Source organism: Brachybacterium fresconis (assembly GCF_017876515.1).
In the GTDB taxonomy this organism is placed as follows: Bacteria; Actinomycetota; Actinomycetes; order Actinomycetales; family Dermabacteraceae; genus Brachybacterium; species Brachybacterium fresconis.
This window is the reverse complement of record NZ_JAGIOC010000001.1, coordinates 3,060,155-3,072,915: the sequence shown is the minus strand read 5'-3', so window position 1 is coordinate 3,072,915 and position 12,761 is coordinate 3,060,155. Positions and strand designations below refer to the sequence as shown.

Annotated in this window: 10 protein-coding genes; 3 read left to right on the top strand and 7 right to left on the bottom strand. The window is 71.4% G+C overall.

Annotation, left to right across the window (positions count from 1 at the left end; all coding sequences use genetic code 11):
* Positions 1–155: 155 nt before the first annotated feature.
* Positions 156–2,579, bottom strand: a complete 2,424-nt coding sequence (locus JOF44_RS13755) for an ABC transporter ATP-binding protein (protein ID WP_209892495.1) — start codon at positions 2,577–2,579, stop codon at positions 156–158.
* 313 nt (positions 2,580–2,892) lie between these two features.
* Here JOF44_RS13755 and JOF44_RS13750 point away from each other — a divergent pair, with 313 nt between their 5' ends.
* Both JOF44_RS13750 and JOF44_RS13745 read left to right on the top strand, forming a co-directional pair.
* Positions 2,893–3,609, top strand: a complete 717-nt coding sequence (locus JOF44_RS13750) for a DsbA family oxidoreductase (RefSeq protein ID WP_209892492.1) — start codon at positions 2,893–2,895, stop codon at positions 3,607–3,609.
* Positions 3,606–3,836, top strand: coding sequence for a hypothetical protein (locus JOF44_RS13745; RefSeq protein ID WP_209892489.1), 231 nt, complete (start codon positions 3,606–3,608; stop codon positions 3,834–3,836). Before JOF44_RS13750 ends, JOF44_RS13745 begins: the two co-directional genes overlap by 4 nt.
* 118 nt (positions 3,837–3,954) lie before the next feature.
* Here the strand turns inward: JOF44_RS13745 and JOF44_RS13740 are convergent, their stop codons facing one another.
* The 6 genes from JOF44_RS13740 to JOF44_RS13715 all read right to left on the bottom strand — a co-directional run bounded on the left by JOF44_RS13740 (position 3,955) and on the right by JOF44_RS13715 (position 11,558).
* Positions 3,955–4,905 carry a VOC family protein gene (locus JOF44_RS13740; protein WP_209892486.1) on the bottom strand — a complete coding sequence of 317 codons (951 nt, stop codon included), beginning with the start codon at positions 4,903–4,905 and terminating at the stop codon, positions 3,955–3,957.
* A 151-nt stretch (positions 4,906–5,056) separates the two neighbouring features.
* Positions 5,057–7,285 carry an FAD-dependent oxidoreductase gene (locus JOF44_RS13735; RefSeq protein WP_209892483.1) on the bottom strand — a complete coding sequence of 743 codons (2,229 nt, stop codon included), beginning with the start codon at positions 7,283–7,285 and terminating at the stop codon, positions 5,057–5,059.
* A gap of 29 nt (positions 7,286–7,314) precedes the next feature.
* Entirely contained in the window at positions 7,315–8,220 is a 906-nt protein-coding gene (locus tag JOF44_RS13730) for a MurR/RpiR family transcriptional regulator (RefSeq protein WP_209892480.1), read from the bottom strand.
* A gap of 108 nt (positions 8,221–8,328) precedes the next feature.
* Positions 8,329–9,285 (bottom strand): carbohydrate ABC transporter permease, encoded by a 957-nt coding sequence (locus JOF44_RS13725; RefSeq protein ID WP_245348948.1) that lies wholly within the window; start codon positions 9,283–9,285, stop codon positions 8,329–8,331.
* Positions 9,278–10,246, bottom strand: coding sequence for a carbohydrate ABC transporter permease (locus JOF44_RS13720; RefSeq protein ID WP_209892477.1), 969 nt, complete (start codon positions 10,244–10,246; stop codon positions 9,278–9,280). Before JOF44_RS13720 ends, JOF44_RS13725 begins: the two co-directional genes overlap by 8 nt.
* Before the next feature lies 1 nt (position 10,247).
* A complete protein-coding gene (locus tag JOF44_RS13715; protein ID WP_209892474.1) occupies positions 10,248–11,558 on the bottom strand; it encodes an ABC transporter substrate-binding protein in 1,311 nt (436 codons plus the stop codon).
* Between the two features lie 202 nt (positions 11,559–11,760).
* Between JOF44_RS13715 and JOF44_RS13710 the strand changes: the two genes are divergently transcribed.
* Positions 11,761–12,735: an acetylxylan esterase gene (locus JOF44_RS13710; RefSeq protein WP_209892471.1), complete on the top strand. Its 975-nt coding sequence runs from the start codon at positions 11,761–11,763 to the stop codon at positions 12,733–12,735.
* Positions 12,736–12,761 lie beyond the last annotated feature (26 nt).

Genomic DNA, 12,761 nt, shown 5'->3' with positions numbered 1-12,761 from the left:
CCGGGGGAGCTCACCGGTCCGACCGACGGACCCCGCGGGGCTCGGACAGTGGCCCCAGCCTCACTCCCCCGGGTGACGGGGAGGTGGCCCCACGGTGGAGCGCGGACGAGGGTCCTGCGACGTCTCGGGTCGGACGCCGGTCGCCGCCTCCGGGCTCAGACCCCCTCGTCCTGGCTGCGCAGCCAGCGCGCGAGCCGCGAGTCCTGATCCGTGGCGAGGGCCGACGGGACGCCGTCCTCGAGGACCTGCCCGTCCTCGAACCACAGCACGCGGTCCAGGGCGGCGATGGTCTCGGGGTCGCGGCTGCTGACGATCGCGGTCCGGTCCTGGCCGAGGGTCGCCAGGGCCGCCAGCACGGGGCGGCGCTCGGCGGCGGAGAGGTCCGCATCGGCGGCGTCGAGCACGACGACGGGGGCGTCGCGCAGCAGCGCGCGGGCGATCGCGACCCGGCGGCGCTGCCCGTCGGTCAGCACGTCCCCGCGTCGGCGCAGGACGGTGTCGAAGCCGGCCTCGAGCCGGGCGATGACGTCGTCGACGCCGGCGCGCCGAGCGGCCTGCTCGACCTCGGCGTCGCTCGCCTCGGGGCGGCCGACGCGGATGTTCTCCCGCACCGTGTCGGTGAAGAGCACCGGTTCGCGCTGGACGACGGCGATCTGGCGTCGCAGATCGCTCAGGGACAGGGTGCGGGTGTCGAAGCGGTCCAGCAGCACCCGTCCGGTGTCGGGCTGGTCGAAGCGCAGCAGGTAGGAGATCAGCGCCGCGGCCTCGGCCCCGGTGCCGTCCAGCAGGGCGACGTGCTGGCCGCGCGGGACGACGACGGAGACGGTCTCGAACAGCGGTCCGCCGGTCCCCCTCGCCGTGTCGACGGCGGAGAACACGATCTCCCCGCCGACCCGGTCGACCCCTTGGGTGCGCTCCGGTTCGGTGATCCCGGCCCGACGGTCGAGCAGCTCGGCGATGCGGCGCCCCGCCGCGGGGGCGGGGCGCAGCGACCCGGTGTGCTCGAGCAGCTCGTGCAGCACCAGGATCATGATCAGCAGATCGGCGAGGACGAGCACGACGTCGCCGGGAGTCATGGTGCCGGCCGCCACCCGCGATCCGCCCAGCAGCAGGGTCGCCAGCACGCCGCCACCGCCGATGACCTGGGTGGCCAGCTGGAGCACGGAGTCGATGCGGCGGGCCCGGGTCAGGGCGCGACCGTCCCGGGCACCGGCCTCGGCCAGCCCGCGCTCGGCGCGGGACTCCAGGCCGTAGGACTGGATGGTGCCGGTCGCGGCGACCAGCTCATCGGCGGTCTCGGCGAGCAGGCGCGTCTCGGTCCGGGCCGCCTGCCGGGCCGCGCGGCGGCGGCGCAGCACGAGCGTGGCGATCAGCGTCTGCACCGCCCCGGTCACCACCAGCACCAGGGCCGCCAGCGGGGCGACGATCACGGTGACGATCAACAGGGACAGCAGCGTGAGAACACCGGCCGCGACGCGGGGGCCGGCGTGGGAGAGCAGGTCGCGCAGGGCGGCGACGTCGTCGATCAGAGGCCGCACCTCGTCCCGCTCGGTCGGGCCGTCGCGGCGGGCAGCGGCGGTGGGGCCGGTGCGGCCCATCGCGGCGGTGGAGGGGCCGTCGGCCTGCGGCGTCAGGGAATGGAGGTGGCCGAGGAGCCGGGTGCGCAGGGCGGTGGCGATGCGGGTGCCGACGCGGCCGAGGGCGGCGAGCGCGGTGAACCGGGTGGCGACCTGCGCGATCAGCAGCGCGCCGAGCACGATGACGCTGATGGTCAGCGTGCCGGCGGGGTCGGTGATGCCGGCGAGGGCGGGCAGGTCCGCGCCGGTGGAGGCGACCGCGGCGTCGAGCGCGTACTTGAGCGGGAAGGGCAGGGCGATCAGCATCCACACGCTCAGCAGCAGGGCGATCCCGCCGGTGATCAGCGCGGCGCGGTGGGTGCGCAGCGACGGGCCGAGGACCGCCGCCACCGGCTGCAGCGGGCCGGGCTCCGGCGCGTCCTTCGGAGCATCGGGACCGTGATCGTCGGCAGGTGGGGACGTGGTGGAGGGCTCCGTCGAGGAGACGGGCGCGGAGGTCGGACGGGACTCATCGGCCTCCGGGTCGAGGCGGGCGGCCGGCGGCCGTGCGGGCTCCGTGGGGCGGCCCGTCTCCGGCATCGGGCCTGCCGCGTCCGGCGTCGTCCGGTCCGGGAGCAGGGATTCCCGGGCCCATCCGTGCTTCTTGGCCCGCGGCGACATGGTCACCGGCACCGGGAAGGCCCGCGGGCGCTCGCTGTCGATGCCCGAAGGCTCCTGGTCCGGGGTGCCCGGGGCAGGTTCGGGCCCGGGCTCTGCGGGGCGCGATGGGGCGTCCTGGACCCAGGCGTCCTCGGGCGGCGCCGAGCGGTCGGCGTCGGACGGCAGCGAGCCGGGGCCGGCGGGCTCGTCCGAGGCGGTCGCGAAGTCCTCGACGAGGGCGTCCTGGTCAGGAACGACGTCCTCGACGGGTCCGTCCGAGCCCGGCTCGACGGGGACGACGGGGCCGTCCGGGTCAGGGACGACACCCTCGGCGGGGTCGTCCGGCGTGGGCGCGGACCGCATCAGCGCGACACCGCCGCACCGGGGGCGGGATGTGCGCGGGCAGTCCTGGGGGCGGACGCGGGGAGGATCAGCTCGGGAGGCATGGGGTTCCTGGTCGACGGCGAGTCGGCCCTGCGGGGCGGCGACGGGACGATACCGCCAGTGTGTCACCACCGGAGCGTTCCCCGGATCGCCGCCCGGGCCGCCGGCGGGTGCGCCGGGAGCGGAACACGGGTTCCGACCCTCGCCCTCACCCCTCCCACGTAGTAGCGTTTTCAAGCACCTAGGGGCGTCGGGCACCGAGCCGACGCCCCGCCTCGCCCGGGAGGACCCGATGACCGACAGCACCCGCCCCGCGACCTCGTCGCAGAGCGCTTCCGAACCTCTGGTCACCGTCGATGTGTGGACCGATGTGGTGTGCCCCTGGTGCTACATCGGCGAGGCCCGTCTGCATGACGCGATCGCGGCCGAAGGCCTCCAGGACCAGGTGCGCGTGCGCGCCCACTCCTTCGAGCTCGACCCGACCTCCCCCACCGACACCGTGCACGACAACGTCGAGCACCTCGTCACCGCCAAGGGCATGCCCGAGGAGAAGGTGCGCGAGATGGAGGGACAGATCCGGGCCATGGCGCAGGAGCTCGGGCGTGAGTACGTGAGCGACCGTCCGATGGCCAACACCCGTGGCATCCACCGCGTGATGCAGGCGATCTCCGAGACCCACGGCGGCCAGGCCGCCACGGACTTCTTCCTGGGTCTCCAGCGCGGCTACTTCACCGGCGGCGCGAACCCCTTCGACGAGGCCACGGTCATCGCCGAGGCCGTCGAGGCCGGACTGTCCGAGGAGGTCGCGCGAGCCGCTCTGGCCGGGCGGACCCATGACGACGCGGTCGAGGCCGAGGTGCGCGAGGCCGCAGCGATGGGTGCCCGCGGTGTGCCGTTCTTCCTGTTCAACGACACGTACACCGCGCCGGGCGCCCTCCCCCTGGAGGCCTTCCGCCAGGCGCTGCGCGAGATCGCCGACGAGGCCCGGTCCGAGCGGGCGCAGGCATGAGCGCGGCGCCCGGCGGCGAGCCCTCCCCCGCGCAGGTCGGCCGGACCGACACCGACGCGGCGGCCGGCCGGCCGGACACCGACGCAGAGGCCGCCGACGGCGCTGAGATGCTCGCAGGCGAGGGCGCGGAGGCGGACCGACCCGCCTCGCTGACCTCGCTCACCGCACTGCTCGGCGACTCCGCCACCAGCGGTGCCGCCTGCTCGGTCGACGGCCGCTGCGACTGACTCCCGGTCCGGACCTCCCGGATACCGCACGACCTCACGGATACCGCAGGACCTGATGACGCCGACGGAGCCGGGGAAAATACTCCCCGGGTCCGTCAGCGTCGCGGGGTGCTGCGGGTCAGCGGGCGAGTAGCTCGTCGGTGCTGGTGCCCGGCAGCGAGATGGTCACCGGCGTGCCCCAGGGGTCCGTGACGCTCACGGAGCGGCCCTCGTCGGCGAACCGGCTTCGCGCCGCCGTCAGCCGGCCGGCCAGCGCGTCGAGATCCTCCCGGCCGGGGACCGTGATGGCGACGTCGGCCAGGCCGAGGCTGGTGGCGCGCGGGCCGGCGCCGCGGCTGTTCCAGGTGTTCATGGCGACGTGGTGGTGGTAGCCGCCGGCCGCTGCGAACAGGGCGCCGGGATGGGAGCCTACGGTGGTCTCGAAGCCGAGGGTGTCGACATAGAACGTCCGCGCGGCGTCGACGTCGCCGACCTGCAGATGCACATGGCCGACGATGCCGGGGCGCAGCCCGGGGCTGGTCGCGACGTCATCGCTCAGGTGCGTGCGCAGGTACGCCTCGGGGTCCAGGAACAGGGTGTCCATGGCGACCTGTCCGCCGGACCAGGTCCACTGATCGCGGGGGCGGTCCCAGTACAGCTCGATGCCGTTGCCCTCGGGGTCGGCGAAGTAGAAGGCCTCGGAGACCAGGTGGTCGCTGCTGCCGACGAAGCGGGAGCGGGGATCCTGGGCGGCGCGCAGCACCGTGCCGGCGAGGGAGGCCTGGTCCTCGAAGAGGAACGCGGTGTGGAACAGGCCCGCCTGGCGGGGCTCGACGGCAGGCAGGCCGGGGGTGGCGACCAGCCGCACGAAGGGGGTGGTGCCGCGGCCGAGGACGCGGTGGACCTCGCCGCCGACCCGGGCCTTCTCCTCGATCGGGGTGAGAGCCAGGGCGTTCTCGTAGTAGGAGCTCATGAGCTCGAGGTCGCCGACGCGGAGGGTCACGGCATCCATGGCGAGGTCGGCGGAGAGGTGCTGTCCGTCCGTCCCGCCGGAGTCGGATCCGGGCACGGTCAGGGGCGAGGCGGTCATGAGGCGATCCCTTCGATCGATGTCGTCCCGACCATCATGCCTCCATGTAACTGAATCTTCAACGATATTGTGAGGCATTCCCCTCCCCGATGCGCTCGCGGCCACGAGGACCGGGTCACCGCCGCGACCGCGGGTTCTGCGGCCGGGCCGCTCAGTCCCCGTACGCGCGCAGCGCCACGAGGTGCGCCGACCGTGCTCCGTTCATGTCCTCGACCACGACACGCAGGGAGGTGGTGCGCACCGGGCGCTCGAGGGAGAAGGACCGGTGACGTTCGCGGTTCTCCTCGAGCCGCGCGATCTCCTGCCACTGCGCGCCGACGAGCGCCTCCAGACGCGCGCTGCGCACCAGGGTCCGCATCGTGTCGTCGGGGGTGCGGTGGTGGTGGAGGTTGATGAGGTCCTCGTTCACGTCGTCGTCGAGCACGAGGTCGATCGTCGCGATCTCCTGCGGGACCGTCCAGCTGAGCTGCAGCCAGGGCTGTGGATCCTCGGCGGCGTCGGCGGAGACCCACAGGGCGGGACCGCCGTACGGCCGCGCGTAGCCACCGACCGCCTGCTCGGCGCCGAAGGCACGGGTCGGCGAGATCGCACGGAAGCAGATGCCGGTCCCGTGGAGGGTCTCCTTCCAGTACCGCCACTGCTCGGGGCTCTCCTCCCCCGGCGGCAGATCCCGGTGCCTCATCGTGACGGTCCCCGGCTCCGCCCGTTCGCCCTGATGGACCTCGAGCAGCGGGTTCCTCCGCAGCACGACGACCGCGTTCTGAGCGCCGTCGGGCTCCCAGTCCAGATCGGCTCGCGCCCAGGACCGTCCCCGGCGGACCGGCACCACGACGCTGCGCCCGCGGACGGCCGGCAGGTAGTTCTGCGGCCTGCTGACGCTGTGCAGCTCGACGAGGAGCTCGGTGTCCTCGGCGGCGTCGACCAGGAACTCCACCTCGCCCAGCGTCGGATCGACGGGCAGGACGAGGGCGAGGTCGTGGTCCAGGGTGATCCGCCCAGTGCTCCGCGTCGAGGCGAGGGTCCGCTTGCTGGAAGACGACGTCACCTCGGCACCGAGCGCCAGGTTCGCCGGGTCGTCGTCGACGACACCGAGCAGCGAGGCGTCCGCGCGCACCATCGCTCGGTGCAGCTCGGGCACGTGGTCGGCGGCGAGAGAGCGCGGGCCCACCCCGAGCCGACCCGCGACCGCGGCACCGATGCCGGCGGCTTCGCCGAGGACGCCGCAGGTGGCCATCACCCGGGTGCTCCCGAACGCGACGTGGCTGGCGCTGATGTCGCGGCCGGCCATCCACAGGTTCGAGACGTTGCGCGAGTACAGAGCGCGCACCGGGATGTGATAGTTGCCGTCGGGGTGCCAGTGCCGCGACCCCTTCTCACTGGCATACACCCCGCCCACCGGGTGGAGGTCGATCGACCAGCCGCCGAAGCCGATCCGGTCCTCGAACTCCGTCTGCCCGAGCACGTCGTCCTGGGTGAGGATGTGGTCGCCGACGAATCGGCGGTACTCGCGCTTGCCGGGCACCGCGCCCACCCACTCGAGGCTGAGCGTGTCCGCGTCGTACTGTCCGGAGTTCTTGATGTGGTCCCAAAGTCCGTAGCAGACGGCCTGCAGCTCGTCGCGAATCCGCTCGTTGTCGTGGACCGCGTCGAGGTCCCCGCCCCATTCGATCCACCAGAAGTCGCAACCGTTCATCGTCTCGCGGATCACCCGGTTCTGCGGGATCGAGGTGGCCGAGATGTCGACGGCGAAGGGCGGGGCGACGAACTTCTGCGGGTGCCCGACGTCCTTGGTGTAGAACAGGATCGTCGACCCGAGCATGTCCTCCCCCGGCCGCTCCGGGGCCCAGGACTCCCCGAACGTCTCGCGCGGCTCGCTCCCCCGCATGGACTCCGCCCCGGCCAGATCCCCGACCAGTCCGTCGCCGCTGCAGTCGATGAAGGTCCCGCCGCGGAAGGTGATCCGCCGTTCGGATCCGCTCATCCATCCCGTGACCGACCGGATCTCGCGCGCGTCGACGGGCCCGTCGGCCTCGACCTCGGAGACCTCGGTGTTCAAGAACAGCTCGATGCCGCGTTCCGCGCGGACCTTCTCGAGCAGCAGCAGATCCCAGTAGTACGGATTGCCGTCGGGGTTGCGGAACTGGTTCTCGACGTACAGCTCGCCCATGATCCCGGTCTCGCGCGCGAACAGATGGATGCCGTGCGCCGTGGCGCCGCAGACCCACACCCGGACCTCGCTCGAGGAGTTCCCGCCGAGGACGGGCCGGTTCTGGACCAGCGCGACCCGGCTGCCCTGCCGGGCGGCTCCTATGGCCGCGCAGATACCGGCGAGGCCTCCTCCCACCACGACGATGTCGGAGGTGACGGTTTCGGTGAGCATGGGGGTCCTTCCTGCAGGGTCGAGCGAGGTCAGCGGTCGGCGTCGTGCGGCGGGGCAGGCGAATGGGGCTCGAAGGTCCCGTCGTCCACGAAGCGCATGGTGGGATCGGCGGAGCGTCGCTGTGCGACGAGCAGCCAGAGCATGCTGGTCAGCAGGGTGTCGCTGGCGCGGCCGGCGAAGTGCTGCGTCCACACGGAGCCGTTCCGGATGCCGGTGTACGCAGAGATGTCGGCCGCCTGATCGAGCGCGGAACCCGGTGCCCCGTGGACCGCGATCGTGGTCGCGTCGGCTCGCGCGGCATCCCGGACCAGCTGCAGCGCGGTCTCGTCGTCACCGGAGCGGTTGAGCACCAGGACCACATCGCGCGCGGTGAGGGTGCGCGCGACCAGGTCGAGCGTGCGGGGCCCGGTCTCGTGGCACCACACCGCGACACCGATCCGCTGGAGTCTCAGATACAGTTCCCGCACGGCGATGGAGTCCCCCCATTCCCCGTGCAGATGGACGCGCTCGGCCCCGGTGATCGCCTCGGCCGCGCGTTCGACCTGCTCCAGGTCGATCACCGCAGCGGCGTCGCGGAGCGCGCGAGCCGCGGTGCCGGCCAGGATGTCCAGCACGTCCTGGGACGTGTCCGCCGGAGTGATCGCCGTACCGATGTCCCGCTCCCACCCGGACTGCGCCGCACGGCCGTTGTCGAGCGCGATCGCTGCCCTCAGGGCCGGGAACCCCGCATATCCGAGCTTCCGTGCGAACCGGGAAACGGCTGCGGGCGAGATCTCGGCGGCTGCGGCGAGAGTGGTGATCGAAGAATCCCCGGCACCGAGCGGATCGGCGAGGATCGTCTCGGCGATACGCCGATCACCCGGGTTGAGCCCGGGCAGGCCCTCACGGAGGCGCTGCAGGGCCGAGGGCGCGGTGGTGTCGGCGGGAGTGCTCATGGGTGCTCGTCCTTGTACGTTCGCGGGTTCGGCTGCCGTCGAGGACAGGCCAGGGGCGTGCTGCCTCGGTCGATGTCCAGTGTGCTCGAGGCGGTCGGGGCCCGCGATTCACTTCAGGGCGCTCTCGGTCATCGCGCGCACGAACCGGCGCTGGAAGATCAGGAACACCAGCAGGATCGGGACGATCGAGATGACCGACGCCGCCATCGACAGGCCCGGAGCCATCGCCCCGTTCTCGTCCGTGAAGCTGGTCAGCCCCATGGGGAGGGTGTACTTCTCCGGGCTCGAGAGGAAGACCAGGGGCGTCTCGTAGTCGTTCCAGGACCAGACGAAGGTGAGGATCGCCAGGGCGCTGAGCATCGACGTGGCATTGGGCAGGTAGATCCGGGAGAAGATCTGGAACTCGCTCGCACCGTCGAGCCGGGCGGCCTCCGCGAACTCGTCGGGCTGGGAGATGAAGTACTGGCGCATGAGGAAGGTTCCCAGCACGGTGAACATGCCCGGCAGGATCAGCGCCCACAAGGTGTCGTACAGGCTGAGCTTCTCGAAGTACACGAAGCGCGGGACGAGCAGCAGCTGGGCCGGGATCAAGGAGGTGGCGAGATAGGCGATGAACACCGGGCCGCGCCCCGGAAAGCGGAGCTTGGCGAAGGCGTACCCGGCCAGGGTCGCCGTGGTCAGCTCGCCGAGCACGCGCAGCACAGCGACGAACACCGAGTTCCCGAAGGGGATGAGGATCGAGTTCTCCCCGAACAGGACCTCCGTGTAGTTCTCCCAGCGCGGTTCGTCCGGGATCCACTGCATCGGGATCCGGAAGGCCTCCACGTCCGGTTTCAGCGACGTGGATATCATCCAGGCGAAGGGCAGCAGGAACAGCAGTGCGAGGATCCACAGCGGGATGCCCCAGGCCCATCGGCGCATGCGGTCGCGGCGCGCACGCATCGCCTGCCGCTCGGCCATGCCGATGCCGGCGCCCGGTTCTCGTCGGGGCCCCGCGCCGGGGCCGGAGCCCCCGGCTCCGTGCCCCGTCCGCACGCTGCGGTCGGTTCCGGTCGCGTCAGTCATGCAGCGCCCTCCCTCGCTGGGCCCGCCACATCAGGAGCATGACGGCGAAGATGCCGATGAAGGTCACCAGGCCCACCGCGGAGGCGTAGCCGAAGCGGTAGAACTGGAAGCTGGTCTGGTACATGTAGAAGGACAGCGTGGTCGTCGAGCTCCCGGGGCCGCCGTTCGTGATCAGGGCGATCATGCCGAAGGTCTGCGAGATGCCGACGAAAAGCGTGACCAGCAGGAACACGGTGGTGGGGAGCAAGGACGGCCAGGTGATCGCGCGGAACGACGCCCAGCGTCCCGCCCCGTCGATGCGGGCCGCCTCGTACAGCTGCGCGGGAGCGTCCTGCAGCGCGGAGAGGTAGATGAGGTTCGCGTACCCGGCCTGGGACCAGATCGTCACCAGGATCAGGGCCGGCAGCGCCCAGTGCGAGGAGGCGAACCACTGCGGCAGATCCTCCGCCCCGAACACCCCGAGGACCTGGTTCACCAGGCCGGCTCCCGGATCCAGCAGCATCTGCCAGGTCATACCGATGGCGACGATGTTGACGATGTAGGGGATGAAGAAGGCGGCGCGCAGCAGGCCCCGGCCCGGGAGATCCCGGTTCAGCGCCAGGGCGAGTGCGAGGCCCACCACGAGGGTCAGCGGCACGGCGACCCCGGCGTACAGGATCGTGATCACGAGGCTGCGCCAGAAGGTCGGGTCCCGGAACACGGCGATGAAGTTGTCCAGGCCGACGAACTCGATGCCGCCGAAGCCCGAGACCAGGTTCCACTGGGTGAAGGAGAGCAGCACCACCGAGATCAGCGGAATGAAGGTGAAGGCCAGCACCCCGAGGACGTTCGGGGCGATGAAGAGCCATCCCACGTACGGTCGCGGCTCCGACGGCGCCCGGCCCCTCCGCCGCGGTCGCCGGGCGCCCGCGACGCCGGTCGGATCGCCGGCGCCCTCGATCCGGGTGTCCACGATCGCCATGTCAGTCCTCCTCGAACCGGTCGATGAGCGCCTGGGCGTTCTTGTCGACGGCCTCGATCGCCGCGGCCGGGGAGCGTTCGAGGAGCCAGCACACATCACGCTGCTGCTCGTACTTCTGCGTGATCTCGGTGTACGCGGTCAGTTCCGTGTCCAGATGCATCCGCGGCTCGTCCTCGAAGAGGGTCCGACGGAACGAATCGACGTCGAAGAACTGCTCCGCGTCCTCGCCGAGTATCCCGGCCAGGAGCTGTTCGTCATCGACCTCCCCCAGCAGGGAGATGTAGCCGGCCTTGACCACGTCCTGTGCGCTCTCCAGCAGCCAGAACTTGCAGAACTCCCAGGCCAGTTCCTGCTTGGGGCTCTTGGAGTTGATCTGGATGAAGGCCCCGTACTCGCCCGTGTTCCAGTCGTGGCCGTCCAGGGTCGGCACGGGCGCGCAGGCGACCTTGAAGTCGTGGGGGTACTCCTCCTGATCGGTGAGGAATCGCAGCGAGTAGGGAGCGGTGGTCCACAGCCCGAAGTCCTCGGCGATGAAGATGTTCTGCTGGTACGCCTCGAGCTGTCGGGCCAGGGCCTGCGACCAGGGATAGAGCACGCCTTCGCGAATCAGCTCCGCGGCGAGGTCGAAGTGCCGCAGGAACGCGGGGTGGGAGAAGTTGGAGTCGCCCTCCGGAGTGAACCGGTAGTTCGGGCCGAGCTCGATCCGGGCGAGGTCGGGCAGCACGTAGGTTCCGTACTTCCCGTCATCGGCGAGGGCGCGGATGACCTCCAGATACTCCTCGAAGGTCCACTGCGTGGGCAGCTCGATCCCCGCACGCTCCCGGAGGCTCTCGTTGAACAGCACCATCTGAGGGATCCGTGTCGTCGCCAGCGCCGTGATCTCGTCCCCGTCGATGAGGGCCTTGGGATCCTCTGTGTCCAGGAAGATCTCCAGCTCGGGGGTGGCCCGCACAAGGTCGCCGACGTCGGCCGCGAGGCCGGAATCGACGCGCATGGTGAGGTTCGGGACGCCGTAGGTGAAGAAGACGTCTATGTCGACGCCGCCCTGCAGCGCCGTGTTCACCTTGAGATTCCCCCGGTCGTCGTTGACGTAGCGGGTGTAGGTGACGTGGGTGCCCGGGTACTGCTCATGGAACTTGTCGATCACGGCCTGCGGGCCGCTCTCGGCGGGGATGCCACCCCAGACCTGCAGGGTGTCCATGTCCTTCGCCGAGGTGGATGAGCAGCCGGCGAAGGCTGCTGCGCCCGTTGCGGCTCCCAGCGCGCCGGCGAACTGCCGACGGCTCAGGGAGCGTCCGGAAGCGGGGGGCATACGAGGTCCTTCCGACGCGGCGATGCGTGGGTCGAGGTCCGGAGACAACGCACAACTTTTACATTGTCGTCGGCCGTCGTCAACCCTTGATGCACATCTTGTGCCGTCTTATCGTGAGGCGACCCGGTGCCGACGGCCTCGCACCGCACCGCACCGCACCGCACCGCACCGCACCGCACCGCACCGACCCAGAGGAATCCCGATGGAGCCACCGACCGACCGGGCACCCGATGCCGCTCCACCCCCGGAGCGCCCTGCCCCCGCCGGGCCCGGCGGGTTCGACGAGTTCTGGCAGGAGACGCTCGCGGAGCACGCGGGCGGCGGCGACGCCCGCATCGAGACGGTGGCGACCCCCCTGCGCGACATCGTCGTCCAGGACGTGACCTTCCCCGGGTTCGACGGGCACCCCGTGAAGGGATGGATGCTGGCCCCCGCCTATGGCGGATCGCGCGGGACCGTGGTCCAGTTCCTCGGCAACAACACCGGTCGCGGGCTGCCCGAGCAGTGGACGATGCTGCCGAGCGCCGGCTATAGAACATTCGTGATGGACAACCGCGGGCAGTCCGGCCCCGCATCGGTGGGCGATACCCCGGACCCGGTGGGCAGCGGTCCCCAGATCGTCGGGCGCATGACCGCGGGGATCCACCGCCCGGAGACCTACTACTACCGCCGCCTGTTCGTCGACGCCGTGTGCGCGATCGGCGCCGTCCGCAATCAGGAGACGCCGGGGGCCGGGCCCCTTTTCGTGGCCGGCGGGAGCCAAGGAGGCGCAACGGCTCTGGCCGCCGCCGCGCTCTGCACGGGGATCGCGGGGGCTCTCATCGACGTGCCGCTGCTGTGCGACATCCCTCGCGCGGTGGAGACCGCCACGGAAGGTCCGTTCCTGCAGATCCGCGACTACCTGCGCACCCGGCGCGGGGACGAGGAGGCAGTCTTCGCGTCGCTGTCCTTCTTCGACGGAGTGCACTTCGCCTCCCGCGCCCAGGCTCCTGCCCTGTTCGCCGTCGGCCTGCAGGATCCGGTGTGCCCGCCCCAGGGCGTCCTGGCCGCCTACGAGGCCTACGCGGGCGCCGGGAAGACCCTGTGCACCTACCCGTTCGACGGGCACGAGCACGGCCAGTGGCAGCACCGACGTCGCCAGCTGGAGTTCCTGGAGCACCACACCGCGGGCCGCTGAGTGCCGGGTCGCGGCGTCCTGCGCCG